Source organism: Flavobacterium endoglycinae, assembly GCF_017352115.1.
GTDB classification, from domain to species: Bacteria; Bacteroidota; Bacteroidia; order Flavobacteriales; family Flavobacteriaceae; genus Flavobacterium; species Flavobacterium endoglycinae.
The window spans coordinates 5,012,273-5,029,366 of record NZ_CP071448.1; the positions used below are offsets into that span (position 1 = coordinate 5,012,273).

A 17,094-nucleotide genomic window follows, 5' to 3' on the forward strand; every position below is an offset into this window, starting at 1 on the left:
TGTTTTTTGCTTTATAAAAAAGCCTCAGGAAAACCTGAAGCTTTTATAAAATTGAAATCGTTTATTCGTATTTTAAATAACGCAGCACATCTACTTTTGTAGCTTGATAGGCTCTAGAAAGTACCACAAGCAAGGTCAGCAATAATAAAACACTAAACCCGATTATGAATGGAAGTATTGAAATTTGAATTCGGTAAGCAAAATTTTCCAGCCATTTATTCAGCAGATAATATACAGGAACTACCGCAATCACAAATCCGATAATGCTGAAAATTACATATTGTTTGCAAAGCTCTTTTAATAAAACATTCGTTTCGGCACCCAATGTTTTTCGGATGGCGATTTCTTTCATGCGTCTTTCAATCGAGTAAGAAGCCAGCGCAAATAAGCCAAAAAGAGCAATCACAATTACGATTATATTTAGCAGCGAAAAAAGATTTTTCTGTTTCACATAACTGCTGTATGATTTTTTGTATTCTTTGTCTACAAAATTATAGATAAACGGATAGTCTGAATCGACATTCTTTTTCCAATAATTTTCGATTTCAGAAAGTGTTTCATTCATCGTTTTAAGATCCACAGTTATATAAATATTATTTAGTGAACCTGCAAACCATTTTACAGTTTTAAAGTGAAAAAAGGACATTGGTTTGATGCTTTCACTAGGATTTTCAAGATTAAAATCTTTTACCACTCCAACCAAATACATTTCCTGGCCGTTCCAGACAATCTTTTTGCCAATTGGATCTTTTTCGTGTAATAATTTCAAGGCAGTTTCATTAACCAGCATGCTGTTAATCGTATCTTGAGAATATTTTGGACTAAAAGAACGACCTTGAACCATTTTGATTTTCAACATTTCTAAAGCTCCAAAATCAACGGGAATATTATCTCCGTCTACACTAATATCTTTATAATGATAAGAGATTGTTGATTTGGCTCCATTTCCCATTACAAAAGCACCTCCAGCTACTTGTTTAACACCTTTTAAGTGCAGTAATTGATTTTTAATTTGTTCATATCGGTCAATACGGGTTTGGTCTGTAATCCCGTCACCATACATATTTCGATAAGTAATGTTTATGACCTGGTCTCCGTTAAAACCTAATTCTTTCGAATTCATGTGTTCAATCTGCTGATACACAATATACGAACCAATGATAAAGAAAGAAGCCACAGCAAATTGAAAAATCAACATTCCGTTGCGGAGCCAGACACCGCTTTTGCTTCGTCCAAAATTTCCTTTTAAAACTTTTAAAGCTTCAAAATTAGCGACATAAAGTGCTGGAAATATTCCTGCGGCGATTACCGTAACGATAAATATAACCACAAGCTGTCCGTAAAACTGACTGCTTTGTAGTACTAATGTTTTTTCTAAAAACGTGTTATAATACGGCAGAGAAAGTTCGGCTATGACCAGCGCAATCAAAATTGAAAATAAGGTTATAATGGCAGTTTCAAAAATAAACTGCTGGATTATAGCTGATTTTGAAGCACCGATAATTTTTCTCACACCCACTTCTTTGGCTCTTTTTATGGCATTTGCTGTTGCAGAATTTACATAATTGACAATAGACAAAATCAGGATTAAAACCGACAATCCAATCATAATAAGGAGAAATTGGTAATTTCCTTTTGGTTCTGCCATTCCGCCAGTTTTACTGTGTAGGCGAACAGTTGATAAAGGTTCTAAATGAGGTATTACAGCGCCATACTTTTTAATAAAATCTTCCGAACTCATGCCTTCTTCTTTAGCACGTGGAGCTGTCAGATGTTCAAAATACAATTTATAAAGATTAGACTCGACACGATGCTGATCTTCAGGATTTTTTAATTTTACAAGCAGTACAAATTGAAAATTTCCCCAATATAAAATAGTGCTGCTTATATATTTATCCATAAAATTAACCACGCACGACGGGTTATAGGCTGATTTTTTGTCAAGCTTATAAACGCCTCTTACTATCAGTACTTTGTTTCTAAAAACAACCTTTTGTCCTAGTGCACTTTGGCTACCAAAAATTTGATAGGCTAGCTGGTCAGACAAACAAATGCTGTTAACATCTGGCAAAGCATTTTTAGGATTTCCTTCAATAAAAGTATAAGGAAAATAATCGAAGAAGTTTTTTTGAGCAAGTACGATTTTATCGGTTTGGACTTTTTTGTTGTTATAACGAATGATATCATTTTCATAATAACCATTTATATAACAATACGATTCGACTTCTGGAGCATTTTCTTTAATCGCAGAACCTATAGGAGCTGAACTCGAAGCCCAATATGTGGTAGGATCCATTTGATTGGCAACCAGAAAAACATTGTCTTTATTAGGATTCCATTGGTCATAACTATGTTCGTCGTTCCAGTACAAAATGGCAAAAATCAATCCCGCAATGCCAATGCTGAGACCTAATATATTCAAAGCTGTAAAAAGCTTATTGTTCTTTACATGATATGTAAATACATTTATCCAGTTTTTCAGCATGATCTTAGATTTTAGAAGTTACCAAAACATCCACATTTTTCTGATTCATTTTTTCTGAAAGAATAACACCGTCTTTCATCAAAATGGTTTTCTGCGAAAAAGAAGCGTCATAATCAGAATGCGTTACCATCAGAATTGTTGAACCGCTTGCATGAAGATCAGTCAGTAATTCCATCACTTCATTTCCGTTTCTACTGTCTAAGTTTCCTGTTGGTTCATCTGCCAGAATAATTTTCGGATTGTTGATTAAAGCTCTGGCAACTGCCACACGCTGCTGTTGTCCGCCCGAAAGTTGCTGCGGAAAATGCTTCAAGCGATGTGAAATTCCTAATATTTTGGCGATATCATTTACTCGGTTTTTTCTTTCGGAAGCAGGAACATTATTATAAATCAAAGGCAGTTCTATATTTTCAAAAACCGATATTTCATCAATTAAATTGAAGTTTTGAAAAATAAATCCAATGTTTTCTTTTCGTGCTTTTGCTTTCAATTTTTCTTTTAAGCCCACCATTTCCTGTTCCAGAAGCTGATAACTTCCAGAACTAGCGCTGTCTAAAAGACCAATAATGTTTAATAAAGTAGATTTTCCGCTTCCCGAAGGTCCCATAATCGAGATAAAATCGCCTTCGTTAATAGTTAATGAAATTTCACTTAGAGCTCTGGTTTCTAATTCATCGGTTCTAAATACTTTAGAAAGTTTTTGAATGTTAATCATAAATTGATTTTTTAATTGTTTGATTGATGTTCGTTTTTCGATTTATTATACTTTCTAAAGCAAAAGAAACAGACCTGAAAATTAAGATAATTTATGCTGATTTTTCGAGGTTTATTTTGTTATTTTTACTTTCGAAAGCTGTTAATTATTAATGATTTACCAGTTCTAAAAAGGATTTTCGTGCCAGAAATTTAAATGCTGTAACTGCCTTATTTTTAAAACATTATTTTTTGAAAGTGAACTGGACTGTCCATTAATGGACACCTTTCGTCCAAAACTGAACATAGATGAAAAAGACAAACGCTTCAATTTTAATCATAGACGATCAGGAAGACATCCTTTTTGCCTCAAAAGTGTATCTCAAAAAGTATTTTGAAAACATTTATACGCTCAATAATCCGAAAAATATTGTCGAATTGCTGGCAAAAAATACTATTGATGTGGTGTTATTGGACATGAATTACAGAATAGGTTTTGAAGATGGAAGAGAAGGTTTGTATGTTTTGAAAGAAATAAAAACGCTTTCGCCGAAAACCGTTGTGATTTTAATGACCGCTTTTGGTAAAGTAGAAACCGCTGTCGAAGGTTTAAAAAACGGCGCTTTTGATTACATTTTAAAACCATGGGAGAATAAAAAGTTGTTGGAATCAGTGAAACAAGCCGTAGACAAAAGCCGAAAAGAACAGAGAAAAAATCAAGAAACCGAAATTAAAAATGAATTTTTTATAGGCAGTTCAGAAAGTATAAAAAAAGCCTATTCTCTGGCTGATAAAGTCGCTAAAACGGATGCCAATGTTTTGATTTTAGGTGAAAACGGAACCGGAAAATTTGTGTTGGCACATCATATTTTCAGCCAGTCAGAAAGAAAAAACCAGCCTTTTGTAGCGGTTGATTTAGGATCTTTGAATTCGAATATTTTTGAAAGTGAATTGTTTGGTTATGCCAAAGGTGCTTTTACCGATGCTAAAAATGATACACCCGGACGTTTTGAAATGGCGCAGAACGGAACTATTTTCCTCGATGAAATAGGCAATGTTCCGCTTCATCTGCAATCTAAATTACTGCAGGTTATTCAAACCAAAACCATAACTCGTTTGGGAGAAACCAAAGCCAGACCTTTAAATGTCAGGATTATCACAGCAACCAATTTAAACCTGAAACAAGAAGTAGCCGAGAAAAATTTCAGGGAAGATTTGTATTACCGAATCAATACAATGGAAATTGTGCTGCCGCCGCTGCGAGAACGTTACGAAGATAAAATTCCGCTGGCTGAATATCTTCTCGATAAAATGATCGAAAAATATGAAAGAGAGGAAATTACTTTTGATAAAAAAGTTCTCGAACAAATTGAAAAACACGCTTGGAACGGTAACATCCGTGAAATGGAAAATAAAATTGAACGCGCCGTAATTCTCTGCGAAAACAATAGGATAACCGTTGCCGATTTGGATTTGGAAACCATTACACCTTATGAAGAAAACGCAGACGACAGCCAGCTTTCCTCGGTTGAAAAAGCTGCGGTTGAAAAGGCACTTCTCAAAAATAACAATAATATCAGTAAAACGGCAGAAGAACTTGGTTTGTCGAGAGGTTCTTTGTACCGACGTTTGGAGAAATATAATATCAATATAAACTAATATGTTTAAATCGTTACAAACTTATAAACTGCTTTTTCTGCGGTTAATCCTGATCGTAATTGCAATCGAGTTTTCGATGTATTTTTTTAAAATCGACTTGATTTTTACGGGAGTGTTTGGGTTTTGCGTGGTTTTTCTGCTGGTACGAGAAATGTATTTTTATATCAAGAATTTTGTACAGATTTACGATAAAACCATTTCTTCGATCTTGCAGGATGATTTTAGTTCTGATTTTTCAAAACATAAATTCAATAAAACCTACGACGATTTGTTTCATTTATACCAAACGCTGAAAGGCAGACAAAATGAACAAATTTCAAGAGATATTATTTATCGTTCTATTTTAAATAATATCGAATCGGGCGTTATTATTTTAGAAAAACAAGAAACTGATTGGACAATTTTTTTGATGAACGATTACTTTTCGAATCATTTTAAGGTACCGAAAGTTTCAAAATGGAAATACCTTAAAAATCAGGTTCCTTCTTTATGCGAAGTAATTGAAGAAGATGATTTTCACGAAATAAAAACGGCAATTGATATTAGTATCAATCAGGAAAGTAAGCAGACGTTTGTTTTACAAGCTTCACGAACTGAAATTTTTGAGAAAGAATATTGTATCGTTTTACTAGATTCGATTCAAAATGTGGTGGAGAAAAAAGAAAAAGACGCGTGGATTAATTTAATGAAAGTGATCTCGCACGAACTTTTAAATTCCATAACGCCCATTCGTTCCATCTGCCAGAATCTGCAGGATTTGGTTGAACAGGATTCGCTTTCTAACGAAGATTTGGAAGATATCAAAACCAGCGTTGAAACAATGCTGAGACGAAGCGATCATCTTCAGAAATTTGTAGAAGGCTATCGAAAACTTGCCATGCTGCCTTCACCTAAAAAACAAAAAACAGATGTAACAGATTTGATCGAAAACGCACTTCAAATTATGAATCCGCTTTTGAAAAATGAAGGAATTGAAGTTCTCAATACCATTTCAATAAAACATTCTGTTTGGGCTGATACGCAGCAGTTTGAACAAGTTTTTATTAATCTGCTTACAAATTCTTTATATGCTTTAAAAAATACATTCCAAAAACAAATTGTACTTTCGGCGGAAGCCAGAGAAAACAGGCTTTTCATAAAAATAGCCGACAACGGAATGGGAATCGAAAAAGAAATCGAAGACAAAATTTTTCTGCCTTTTTTCACTACACGTAACGAAGGCGCGGGAATTGGTTTAACTTTATCTAAAAATATTATAGAAGCGCACGGCGGTTATATTTCGCATAAAAGAGAAAACGAAAAAACGGTATTTGAAATCTGTTTGATTGAAGAGTAATTGTTTTTTTAAATTAAAGAAATATTCTGTTTCAGAGTATAGAAATTCAATAATATAAATTCTGATTAGTTATGAAAACTTGGAGTCTGTTAATCTGCGGAATTGCCGTTGGTCTGCTGTCATTTGTAAAACCAGTAAATATTGGAGAACCCTGGAAAGGAACTTTCCAGCAGATTCCGGGTAAAATCGAATGTGAATTTTACGATGAAGGAGGCGAAGGAACTGCCTATCATGATACTGATGCCGATAATAACGGAAGCGGTAAATTGAATCCGATAAATGGAAATCCGCTGCATGAATTTAGGATTAAAGAAGGCGTTGATATTTCGTATACCAAAGATGGAGATATTGATAATACTTCATTCAATAAAGTATCCAGAAGTTTAAATCAGCTTTATCTGGGCTGGACGCAGCCTTCGGAATGGATTAATTATTCGGTTGAAGTTCAAAAATCAGGAACTTACACTATTGGAGTTTTGTACACGGCAAACGGCGATGGAGCTATTTCTATTGATGTAAATGGAAAAGATGCCACAGGTTTGCTTACAATTGAATCGACACATGATGATAAAGATCCTGTAGACTGGAGACAATGGCACCATTGGAACGAATCTAAATCATTAGGAAAAATAAAACTCAAAAAAGGGAAACAGCTTTTAACCTTGCATATTGTAAAAAATGGCAATATGAATCTTGACTATCTAAATTTTATTCCGAATTAGAATAGATTATAATTTCTGTAAGAGAATATCTAAAATCTTTGTAATATTGGTAAATAGTTCCTCATACCAAAAGCTGACCTATTTATGGATAACCAAAGACCTTCCCCCGAAGAGGTAAAACAAGTTTTCGATTTGTATTTTAAAGCCGAGATCAATATCTGGAAAGGATTCTCTGAAAAAATTAAAGTAAGGGAATTTAATAAAGCCGATATTATCAAGGAATATAATACCGTAGAACGCTATCTGAATATTATTATTAAAGGATCGGCAGGATTATTTGTCTGGGACGGAAACCGCGATATCTGCATTAATCTCTTATATGAAAATAGTTTTATGAGTGATTATCTTTCTTTCTTGGGACAAAAACCAACCGTAATGAAAGCCGAAGCTCTAGAAGATATTGTACTCTGGTCGATTAACTACGAAGATTTGAATGAATTATACGGAAGATCTGAAACGGGTTTACGCATAGGAAAAGCCATTTCTGAAATGCTTTACATTCGCAAACAAGAAGAACAAATCGGACTTTTAACGCTTGCACCGCAGGAACGTTATCTCAAACTTATAGAATCACGTCCGGCCATTTTTCAGCGTACACCTTTAAAAATTATTGCCTCTTATCTTGGATTAACGGCAGAAAGCCTAAGCCGAATCCGTAAAAGAATTATGGAAAAATGATTTCTTACCCAAAGTCAATTTTGTTTTAAAAAGCAGTTACTAAGTTTGTCTCACCTAATCAAACAAAATAACTTATGACACGTAAAATTAACTTTGGAGCCATCGCAGTATATTATGTAATCGCAGTTATCTGCCGATATATAGCGGTTAAAACGGATTTATTATCTGGAATCGAAAATGGATATGCACAAATTCTTCTTCGCGGCGTAGGACCCGCTTTAGGTGCTTTTGCTGCCATCAAATTGTTTTCGCTTTCGAATCCGCTTTCTTTAAAAGGAATTTACAAAACTGCCGCTTTGCCATTTTTAGTCTATTGGATTCTTCCGGCTTTTTTAATTGCGGGAACGGATTATTTTATGACAGGTAAATTTCCCATTCTGTTAATGTTTACTGTTTTGGTTTACGGACTTTTAGAAGAAATAGGATGGAGAGGATTTCTACAAGAACAATTAAAATCGCTTCCTACTTTTACTTCAACTGTAATTATTGCCATTCTTTGGTTTATATGGCACGTAAATATTGAGATGAATACGCAGTATATGGTCTTCTTAGGAATTATCTTTTTTGGAACTTGGGGAATTGGAAAAATATACAAAAAAACAGGATCATTGCTGGCTGTTGCTGGTGTACATTCGCTAAACAACTTCTTTCGCAATGGAATTCACGATAGAGAATTTATTTTAATTGTTGTTTTATTAGCAGTTTGGATTGGTTTTGTAATTATGTACGACCGTAAAAAGAAACCATCTTTAACTCAGGAAACAGTATGATAATCACGATATTTTATATTTTAATCAGTTTATTAGAAATGCTGGCAGGGAAATAAAAGATTCTCTCCAGCTTTTTTTAAGAGAAAATTAAAAGAGGTTTACGCATAAAATTTTTAATTTTAAGGAAAGTCTAATATTAAAAAATGCTGCAATGCCTTGGAATCCTGAAATCTACAACAAGTTTAAAAATATTCGTTACCAGCCTTTTTACGATTTGATTGATTTAATCGAAGACAACGGAAAAATGAAAAGCATCGATCTGGGCTGCGGAACGGGAGAACAAACCTATATTCTTTCTGAAAAATTTGAATCGGCTTCATTTATAGGAATTGATTCGTCTGAAGAAATGCTGGCTAAATCACAGAATTTGCAAAATGACCGTTTACAATTTAAACTGGGCACGACGGAAGATATTATTGCTTCCAAACAAAAGTGGGATTTAATTTTTAGTAATGCAGCACTTCAATGGTCAGACAATCATAAAGTTCTGTTTTCTGATTTGATTAATTTAGTTGAAAAAAATGGACAATTTGCGGTGCAAATGCCGGTTCAGCCCGATAATGTACTCAATAAAATTCTGTTGGAACTCGTTCAGGAAGAACCTTATACAACCTATTTGAAAGGCTGGAAAAGAGAATCTCCCGTATTAAGCATGGACGAATACGCTCAGATTTTATTTAACGGCGGACTTCAGAATATTCAAATTATGCAGAAGGTTTATCCTATAATCGCTGATGATGCACAGCAATTACTGGATTTTATTTCTGGATCGACATTAGTTCCGTACATGGAAAGGCTTTCGGAAGAACAGCAGCAGACTTTTATAAAAGAATATAAAAAACGCATAGAAAACGCATTTCCAAAGTTTCCAGCGATTTATGCTTTTAAGAGAATATTGCTCTATGGAAAGAAAAAGTAAAATTTGGTGCGATTTTTTGTTAAAATTTTAATTTATAATTAATTGATAATCATTTGAATAGGATTTTAACAAATGGAAATAATATAACTCTTGCTGAAAATTATGTAAACCAATAGGGATTAAAAGAACAAACTTTGTATAAGTAATTTCTGAAAACAGTAACCCCCAAAAATCCCGCATCATGAACAAACAAGGACCTATAGTACTTATTGAGGAAAATAAGGAAAATCGTTTATTATTTGAACAGATTTTCACAGGAATGGAATTGGAAAACGGCCTTCTTTGTTTTGCAACATTTGCTGAAGCACAGAGACATATTATTTCAGAGAAAATAAAACCGTTTTTACTTTTTTCCAATGTTTTGCAGTTTAGCGAAGACCATAAGCAGTCCAGCCACCAAAAAAATATGTTTTTAAAATTGAAATGCCCATGTTTTTATTTTTCAATTTTGTTTACACAATGTTTTGTGGTAGACAGTTCTTCAATACCAGCAAAGAGTTATTTTACAGCTCCGTACAATGAAAACAAATTTACAGAAGTCATCAATTCAATTGTTCGATCATGGCAGGTGAAAAAAGATAAAAAAAAGCCACTTCTGAAGATAGCATAAATAGAAAAACAAAAGCCTGATGTAACTCAGGCTTTTTTTATGCCAGCCTGTTTTTTATACAATTCATTCTTAAGATTTTCAGGATTCCCATATTGGCTTTAAAATTAACATTTTAGCATTCTCAAAATACAATTAAAGTGCTCGATAATTTGTAATTTGAAATTCAAATACATTTTATGATGAAAAAATTACGAATAGCACTTATCAATATACACGGACTTTTAAAAGGTTCTGGACTCGAAATTGGACGCGATGCCGACAATGGAGGACAGACTAAATATATTTTTGAATTAGCAGAATTCTTATCACAACATGAAGATGTCGAACACGTACATCTTTTTACCCGCTTAATAGACGATCCCTCACTTTCACCAGAATATGCCGTTCCTGTTGAAATTCTTAATGACAAATTAGACATCAGACGTATTCCGTTTCTTGGGAAAAAATACAGAGCAAAAGAACAGCTCTGGGAAGGTCTTGACACTTTCGTGAATGGTGTTATGCAGCATATCAAACAATATAATATTTTTCCAGACTGGATTCATTCACATTATGCCGATGCGGGTTACGCTGCTGCGGAATTATCTTCGGTTTTAAATATTCCATTTGCACATACCGGACATTCATTAGGTTTTTATAAAAAGAAAAAATTACTCGAAGCCGGAAATCCAGAAGACGAACTCGAAAAGAAGTTCAAGTTCAAAGCCCGAATTGCAGCCGAAGAACGAACTCTTGAACTGGCTGAATTTATTGTTACTTCTACCGAGCAGGAAATTGAAACCTATAAAGCCTATAAAAATTTTGAACTCGGAAAATACCATGCGATTTCTCCAGGAATCGATACGCGAAAGTTTGTTCCCTATTATTTTCAAGAAAATGATTCGGAAAAACATATGGAAGAAGCACAGCGAAAATACTGGGTTGCCGAAACTATTTCAAAATTCCTGACCAATCCGCATAAACCTATTATTCTGGCACTTTCGAGACCTGACCGACACAAAAACTTGAATACTTTAATTGAAGTGTACGGAAAAGACAAAGAACTGCAGAGTATTGCCAATCTGGTCATTTTTGCCGGAATCCGAAAAGACATTGCTAAAATGCCGGAATCCGAAAAAAACGTTCTAACCGATTTACTTCTCTTAATGGACAAATACGATTTATACGGAAAAATGGCCATCCCGAAAAAGCATGATGTCGAAAATGAAGTTTCGATTATTTACCGTTATGCTGCCGAAAAAAGAGGTGTTTTTGTGAATTTAGCTTTGCATGAAAACTTCGGCTTGACCGTTATCGAATCTGCTAGTTCGGGACTTCCGGTTGTGGTGACGAAAAATGGAGGACCGTCGGAAATTATTCCAGTCTGCCAAAACGGAGAATTGGTAAATCCGCAGGAAGAAAGCCAGATTAAAAAAGCACTCCGCAATATTCTTACTGATGAAAATCAATGGAAATATTATTCGAATAACGGAGCAATCAATATTCAAAAACATTACAGCTGGATCAGCCATGTTAATCAATATGTTGAATTGGTTAATGAAAACCTTTCTTTATCATCTGGCGCGGGAATCAAAAAACAGCATTATCCAAATATCAATATCAGCCGTTTAAAACGAAAAATTGATAATCTATTAGTTTCAGATATTGACGGAACACTGATCGAACCTAAACTTGAAAATCCAGGTTTAATAGAATTAAAAACACATTTAATCAACCGAACCGATAAAATGGCTTTTGCCATGGCATCTGGAAGGAATTTAGCATTGGTTAAAAAAGTGATCGATGAAGAACAATTTCCGCTTCCGGATTTTATTATCTGTTCGGTTGGAACCGAAATTTATTATACCAACGGAAAAGAATATATTCTCGATAAAGGCTGGGCGAAATTCTTATCCGGCCGCTGGAAAAGAGAAGAAATTGTGAATAAACTCAATGGCGTTAAATGGATTAAACTTCAAGAAGAAGAGGCGCAAAACCCGTATAAAATCTCCTATTATTACGATAAGGAACAGTACGATCACGATGAATTAATTCGGGTTTTAGGAACGGGCTGGTACAAAGTCAACATTATTGCGAGTCACGGTCAGTATTTGGATTTTATTCCCAAGAGAGCTTCTAAGGGAAATGCGATTAAATTCTTGTGCCGAAAATGGTCGATTCCATTAGGAAATGTTATTGCTGCAGGAGATTCTGGAAATGATGTTGACATGTTTAGAGGTCCCGTAAAAGGAATTATTGTGGGAAACAGAAGTGCAGAACTAGCAGAGTACGAAACCACAAAAAGTATTTACGTAGCCAAAACCGCTGCATCAGCCGGAATTTTAGAAGGTTTGAAATATTATAAAATCATAAAGTAAAATTGGTTTACTTAAAAAATATAAGCACATAGAAACATAGCACAACGGCAACTTGTCAAAGTTTCAAACTTTGACAAGTTCATCAGATTTAAAATTTAAGCGAATTCGTGAATTCGTGGCTATAAAAAATACTAACAGATTAAATAAGTAATAAAATGTATTCAGGTTCAGGATTTAGCAACTGGGAAATTGGAGATGTTGATGTATTTATAGATGAAAAAGGAATTCATCATTTATTTCATTTAATTATTCCTAATCACGATTATATTGCGCATGCCGTTTCAAATGACGGTTTATCGTGGAAAAGAGTTAAAAATGCTCTTTTTGTGGGCGATCCCGGAGAATGGGACGACGATATGCTGTGGACGATGCACGTGAGCAAAAAATCAGAAGGAGAAGGTTATGAAATGTATTATACCGGATTAAAACGTCAGGATAAAGGAATTGAACAAAAAATTGGAAGAGCCGTTTCTACCGATTTAATTAATTGGAAAAAAGAAAACCTCTACGGACTTCCTTTTAAAAGTGAAGCACCACATTATGAAGGCCCAAACAACAATCCGCGCCAATGGATTAGTTTTCGAGATCCGTTTAAATACCAATACAAAGGCGAAGATTATTTATTAATCTGTGCCAGAAGTGCTTCTGGTCCAACTTATCGCAGAGGCTGTATTGGCGTGGCAAAAAGAGATGAAACCGGATTTGTGCTGCAGAAACCGCTTCATATTCCGTATGTGTATGATGACGTAGAATGTCCGTGTGTGTTTGAAATCAAAGGAACGCATTATTTATTGGGATCAATTCGGGAAGATATTAAAGTCCGTTATTGGTCGGCGCCGGAATTTAGAGGAGAATATTGTGCTTTTCATAACAATGTATTAATGCCGCAGGGAAATTATGCCGCCAGAGTAGTAAAAGACGGAAAGCATTTCTTGGTCTACAATTTTTATTTTGCCGATGGAAATGTCAATACACACCGCGTGATTCCGCCGCCAAAAGAATTAGGAACCGATAAAAGCGGGAGACTTTTGCTTAAAACGTATTATTACTGGGAAAAACTCTATCAGAAAACCATATTGCAGAAAGATTTACCGCATCCGCTTCCTATTTTAGGAAACCCAACAGCTGATTTTGTTTTAGAAAGTGAAAATAAATGGCGTTTTGGCTGCCGCAGCGGTTATGAAATTTATTGTTTTGAAAAACCTTCAATGGATTTTGTCTGGGAAGGAACTCTTGCAGTAGAAGGAATGGGAAAAACTGGTTTTGTTATTGAATGTGACAAAGAAGGAACGGGATATTACATTTCAATTGATTTTATGAATGGTTTTGTACAGTTTAGGGCGTGGGGATTTAATGAAAAAGACGTCAAAAACAATTTTATATTCGAGAATATCCAAACGAATCAATTTGAAATAGGAGAGGAGAAACAAATCTATTTTAAAATTATCCGATACGGAAACTATTACGAATTGTCGATTAATGACATCGTAAAACTAACGCTGCTTGATTTTAAATACTCCGAAGGAAAAGTCGGTATTTACGTCTGTTCCGCTGTAATATCGATTAGTGATTCAAAAATTCATGTGATACCAGAACCGGAAAACGAATATGCCGCTTCAGATCCTGAAAAGTATATGAAAGATTATAGCAGAATTGTTCAGATTCAATAAAACAAAATCCGTATCACTTCGATACGGATTTTTGCTTTTTATGATTTAGTATTGGGCAGAATATCATCAATAATAATTTTCTGAACTTCGGCTGCTTTTTCGGTTAATACCGAATGTCCTGCGTCTTTAAAAGTATAAATCTGTTTTTTGGGCGCTTTTAAAATAGTATAGTATTCTTTAGCAATTGTAAAGTTGGTTTGTAAATCCTTTTCTCCCAAAATGAAATATACCGGACATTTTACTTTCGGAAGCTGTACAAAGAGATTTTGTTTGATAGCGTCGTTCCAAGTAGGTAACCAATTGTCTGACCATGATTTTAAATACTGTTTCACAACCGCAGTGTCTTTGGCAGCGAAAGGTTGTCCGTCATAATCAAACATCCATTTTCTGGAATAATAAATCTGGTCGGAATTATCAAACGGAATTTTTACCGTTTTTAATTCTTTCAGCGCTTCTGTATTTTGTTTTTCCTTGGCGTTTTGTATCAATTTATCCAAAACTATCTGTTCGCTTTTAGTCTGATTTACCACAGGACTGAACGCGATATAAGCGTGAAGAAGTTCAGGATGTTTTTCGGCCATTTTAAAACCTAAAACAGTTCCCCACGATTCGCCAACAAGATAAAGTTTCTTTTTATTGAATTTTTTCAAAAGCTGGGTGATAACTTCATAAGTATCATTTTCTACCAGCTGAAGCGTATTCGGAACAGTAGATTTATTCAAAGCCATTGTTCTTCCAGCATCTCGCTGATCCCATTGAACCACCATAAAGTGTTTTTGAAGTTCATTGCTGAAAGTTTCAGCTTGATTCATTCTAGAACTTCCAGGTCCGCCGTGAAGAAACAAGATTATAGGAGCATCTTTTGTCCCTTTGTATGAAATGATTTGTTTGATTTTCCCAACAGATAAAGTATCGTATTGCGGCTGTGTCTGAGCAGATAAAAAAGTAGTAAAAAACAGAAGGTTAAATAAACTAAAGTAGATTTTGTTCTTCATAATGTAATGGATTTAATTGGCTTTTAATCAGTTTAATGGCGAGCTAATGTATTAAAAAACTTTGAAAATTGTAAGCAATATAGTATAAGAAAATAAAAAGGTTTTAAAGCTTAATTCTCTCAAATTCAATAGTAATATTTTAATGGCTTGTATTGTAAACACAGGGATTCTCAATTTTTATGAAAAGATTACCATCGAAAAATTTGTCTACCTACTAGTTAATAGTTAATTTTGTTAAAAAATAAATCATGTCTACAAAAGAGCAAATAATAGAATTAGCAGATGTATTAATCAGAGCAAAAGGATATAATGCTTTCAGCTTTTATGATATTTCTGAAAAAGTGGGAATCAAAACGGCTTCGATACATTATCATTTTCCTTCAAAATCTGATTTGGGCGTTGCCGTTATCGAAAAAAGTATTCTCAATCTGGAAAAAGTAGCCCAAACTTATGAAGACAAATCGCCTGTAGAAAAACTGGAAAGATTCTTTACGATTTATTCGGATATATTGAATGAGAAAGAGATTTGTATTGTCGGTTCGCTTTCAACTGATTTTAATACACTTGATGAAAAGGTACAGGAAAAGCTTAAAGTTTTTTCGGGTGAAATGATTCGCTGGGTAAGTTCTTTTCTGGAAGAAGGAAGAAACCAAAAGATTTTTGCTTTTGAAGACGAACCCAGAACCAGAGCGTTGCTGTTGATTACGAATATGATTTCTATTGTGCAACTTTCGAGACTTACAGGAAAAGAAGATTTTGCTATTGTAAAAGACAGCATTAAAAAACAACTTATTAGATAATTATTTAGATAAAAAAATATGAAACGAGTAGTAATTACCGGTTTAGGAGCGTTGACTCCGATTGGGAACAATGTAAATGATTTTTGGGAATCTCTGGTAAATGGTGTCAGCGGCGCTGCGCCAATTACAAAATTTGATACCACAAAATTCAAAACCAAATTTGCCTGCGAATTGAAAGACTTTAATCCGCTGGATTATATCGAAAAGTCAGAAGCCAGAAAATATGATTTGTTTACGCAGTATGCTTTAATTTCTGTAGAAGAAGCAATACAAAATGCTGAAATTAATTTCGATAACCTCAACAAAAATAGAATTGGGGTGATCTGGGGTTCTGGTAATGGCGGAATTGGAACTTTTCAGGAACAGCTTATGGAATTTGCTAAAGGCGATGGAACACCAAGATTTAACCCATACTTTATTCCGAAGATGATTGTAGATATTGCTTCGGGCGTGATTTCTATTAAATATGGTTTACGAGGAATTAATTATACAACGGTTTCGGCTTGTGCAACTTCCAATACGGCAATTATTGATGCTTTTAATTATATCCGCTGGGGAAAAGCAGATATGATTATTACAGGAGGTTCTGAAGCACCAATTAATGAAACAAGTGTTGGAGGATTTAATGCTTCAAAAGCGTTATCTACGTTAAACGATACTCCAGAAATAGCTTCACGTCCGTTTGATGTAAACAGAGACGGTTTTGTGATGGGAGAAGGAGCGGGAGCTATTATTTTAGAAAGCTACGAACATGCCATCAGCAGAAATGCACCAATTATTGCAGAAATTGTTGGAGGCGGAATGGCGGCTGATGCGTATCATCTTACCGGAACCCATCCAGAAGGCGAAGGAGCATATTTAGGAATGCTGGCTGCACTTGAAGATGCCGAGATTTCGATCGATCAAATTGATTATATCAATACACATGCTACCTCAACTCCGCAGGGAGATAACAGCGAATTAAAAGCGGTTGAAAGAGTATTTGGACGAGAAAATCATCTAAATATCAGTGCGACAAAATCAATGACAGGACATCTTCTAGGTGCTGCGGGCGCTATTGAGGCGATTGCTTGTATAAAAGCCGTTCAGAATAATATTGTACCGCCAACTATTAATTCGGTTGAAATAGAACCTGCTTTTAAGGATATTTTCAATTTAACTTTAGGAAAAGCACAGGAAAAAGAAATCAATTACGCCATGAGTAATACTTTTGGTTTTGGCGGTCATATTGCGACTACTATTTTTAAAAAGTTTTCTGAAGAATAAGCAGAAAAACGTCACATAATTTTAAGAAAGGATTTTGGACTAATAGCTTCAGAATCCTTTTTTGTATTTCAAAACGTCTTCTTTTTCTGCCAATATTAAAAAATCATTAAATGAATGTGTGAGCAAAATAATGA

General features: G+C 34.5%; 14 protein-coding genes. 11 read left to right on the top strand and 3 right to left on the bottom strand.

What is annotated here, in order from left to right; translation table 11 throughout:
* Nucleotides 1-61: 61 nt before the first annotated feature.
* Both J0383_RS21640 and J0383_RS21645 read right to left on the bottom strand, forming a co-directional pair.
* Nucleotides 62-2,485, bottom strand: coding sequence for an ABC transporter permease (locus J0383_RS21640; RefSeq protein ID WP_207296027.1), 2,424 nt, complete (start codon nucleotides 2,483-2,485; stop codon nucleotides 62-64).
* 4 nt (nucleotides 2,486-2,489) lie between these two features.
* Nucleotides 2,490-3,200 (bottom strand): ABC transporter ATP-binding protein, encoded by a 711-nt coding sequence (locus J0383_RS21645; protein WP_207296028.1) that lies wholly within the window; start codon nucleotides 3,198-3,200, stop codon nucleotides 2,490-2,492.
* A 287-nt stretch (nucleotides 3,201-3,487) separates the two neighbouring features.
* Here J0383_RS21645 and J0383_RS21650 point away from each other — a divergent pair, with 287 nt between their 5' ends.
* The 9 genes from J0383_RS21650 (at nucleotide 3,488) to J0383_RS21690 (ending at nucleotide 13,899) form a co-directional block, all read left to right on the top strand.
* A complete protein-coding gene (locus J0383_RS21650) occupies nucleotides 3,488-4,837 on the top strand; it encodes a sigma-54-dependent transcriptional regulator (protein WP_207296029.1) in 1,350 nt (449 codons plus the stop codon).
* A 1-nt stretch (nucleotide 4,838) separates the two neighbouring features.
* On the top strand, nucleotides 4,839-6,173 hold the full coding sequence (locus J0383_RS21655) for a sensor histidine kinase (protein WP_207296030.1): 1,335 nt from the start codon (nucleotides 4,839-4,841) through the stop codon (nucleotides 6,171-6,173).
* Between the two features lie 71 nt (nucleotides 6,174-6,244).
* Entirely contained in the window at nucleotides 6,245-6,895 is a 651-nt protein-coding gene (locus J0383_RS21660) for a carbohydrate-binding protein (protein WP_207296031.1), read from the top strand.
* Nucleotides 6,896-6,979: 84 nt separating this feature from the next.
* Nucleotides 6,980-7,573 carry a Crp/Fnr family transcriptional regulator gene (locus J0383_RS21665; protein WP_207296032.1) on the top strand — a complete coding sequence of 198 codons (594 nt, stop codon included), beginning with the start codon at nucleotides 6,980-6,982 and terminating at the stop codon, nucleotides 7,571-7,573.
* Between the two features lie 74 nt (nucleotides 7,574-7,647).
* Nucleotides 7,648-8,343: a CPBP family intramembrane glutamic endopeptidase gene (locus J0383_RS21670; protein WP_207296033.1), complete on the top strand. Its 696-nt coding sequence runs from the start codon at nucleotides 7,648-7,650 to the stop codon at nucleotides 8,341-8,343.
* Between the two features lie 151 nt (nucleotides 8,344-8,494).
* Nucleotides 8,495-9,262 (top strand): methyltransferase domain-containing protein, encoded by a 768-nt coding sequence (locus J0383_RS21675; RefSeq protein WP_207296034.1) that lies wholly within the window; start codon nucleotides 8,495-8,497, stop codon nucleotides 9,260-9,262.
* Nucleotides 9,263-9,443: 181 nt separating this feature from the next.
* Entirely contained in the window at nucleotides 9,444-9,872 is a 429-nt protein-coding gene (locus tag J0383_RS21680; RefSeq protein ID WP_207296035.1) for a hypothetical protein, read from the top strand.
* 176 nt (nucleotides 9,873-10,048) lie between these two features.
* Nucleotides 10,049-12,229, top strand: a complete 2,181-nt coding sequence (locus tag J0383_RS21685; RefSeq protein WP_207296036.1) for an HAD-IIB family hydrolase — start codon at nucleotides 10,049-10,051, stop codon at nucleotides 12,227-12,229.
* Nucleotides 12,230-12,384: 155 nt separating this feature from the next.
* The gene (locus tag J0383_RS21690; RefSeq protein ID WP_207296037.1) at nucleotides 12,385-13,899 is read left to right on the top strand and encodes a glycoside hydrolase family protein; all 1,515 of its coding nucleotides are present in this window, start codon (nucleotides 12,385-12,387) and stop codon (nucleotides 13,897-13,899) included.
* 38 nt (nucleotides 13,900-13,937) lie between these two features.
* On the opposite strand, the gene J0383_RS21695 is transcribed toward J0383_RS21690, so the two are convergent.
* Nucleotides 13,938-14,894, bottom strand: a complete 957-nt coding sequence (locus tag J0383_RS21695) for an alpha/beta fold hydrolase (RefSeq protein ID WP_207296038.1) — start codon at nucleotides 14,892-14,894, stop codon at nucleotides 13,938-13,940.
* A gap of 248 nt (nucleotides 14,895-15,142) precedes the next feature.
* On the opposite strand from J0383_RS21695, the gene J0383_RS21700 reads away from it, so the two are divergent.
* Both J0383_RS21700 and fabF read left to right on the top strand, forming a co-directional pair.
* The gene (locus tag J0383_RS21700; protein ID WP_207296039.1) at nucleotides 15,143-15,694 is read left to right on the top strand and encodes a TetR/AcrR family transcriptional regulator; all 552 of its coding nucleotides are present in this window, start codon (nucleotides 15,143-15,145) and stop codon (nucleotides 15,692-15,694) included.
* An 18-nt stretch (nucleotides 15,695-15,712) separates the two neighbouring features.
* Nucleotides 15,713-16,960: a beta-ketoacyl-ACP synthase II gene (gene fabF, locus J0383_RS21705; RefSeq protein WP_207296040.1), complete on the top strand. Its 1,248-nt coding sequence runs from the start codon at nucleotides 15,713-15,715 to the stop codon at nucleotides 16,958-16,960.
* Nucleotides 16,961-17,094: the final 134 nt, after the last annotated feature.

Excerpts from the sequence above, each read along its gene's own strand:
- J0383_RS21640 (WP_207296027.1), bottom strand. The coding sequence starts at position 2,485 with ATGCTGAAAAACTGGATAAATGTATTTACATATCATGTAAAGAACAAT.
- J0383_RS21645 (WP_207296028.1), bottom strand. The coding sequence starts at position 3,200 with ATGATTAACATTCAAAAACTTTCTAAAGTATTTAGAACCGATGAATTA.
- J0383_RS21650 (WP_207296029.1), top strand. The coding sequence starts at position 3,488 with ATGAAAAAGACAAACGCTTCAATTTTAATCATAGACGATCAGGAAGAC.
- J0383_RS21655 (WP_207296030.1), top strand. The coding sequence starts at position 4,839 with ATGTTTAAATCGTTACAAACTTATAAACTGCTTTTTCTGCGGTTAATC.
- J0383_RS21660 (WP_207296031.1), top strand. The coding sequence starts at position 6,245 with ATGAAAACTTGGAGTCTGTTAATCTGCGGAATTGCCGTTGGTCTGCTG.
- J0383_RS21665 (WP_207296032.1), top strand. The coding sequence starts at position 6,980 with ATGGATAACCAAAGACCTTCCCCCGAAGAGGTAAAACAAGTTTTCGAT.
- J0383_RS21670 (WP_207296033.1), top strand. The coding sequence starts at position 7,648 with ATGACACGTAAAATTAACTTTGGAGCCATCGCAGTATATTATGTAATC.
- J0383_RS21675 (WP_207296034.1), top strand. The coding sequence starts at position 8,495 with ATGCCTTGGAATCCTGAAATCTACAACAAGTTTAAAAATATTCGTTAC.
- J0383_RS21680 (WP_207296035.1), top strand. The coding sequence starts at position 9,444 with ATGAACAAACAAGGACCTATAGTACTTATTGAGGAAAATAAGGAAAAT.
- J0383_RS21685 (WP_207296036.1), top strand. The coding sequence starts at position 10,049 with ATGATGAAAAAATTACGAATAGCACTTATCAATATACACGGACTTTTA.
- J0383_RS21690 (WP_207296037.1), top strand. The coding sequence starts at position 12,385 with ATGTATTCAGGTTCAGGATTTAGCAACTGGGAAATTGGAGATGTTGAT.
- J0383_RS21695 (WP_207296038.1), bottom strand. The coding sequence starts at position 14,894 with ATGAAGAACAAAATCTACTTTAGTTTATTTAACCTTCTGTTTTTTACT.
- J0383_RS21700 (WP_207296039.1), top strand. The coding sequence starts at position 15,143 with ATGTCTACAAAAGAGCAAATAATAGAATTAGCAGATGTATTAATCAGA.
- fabF (WP_207296040.1), top strand. The coding sequence starts at position 15,713 with ATGAAACGAGTAGTAATTACCGGTTTAGGAGCGTTGACTCCGATTGGG.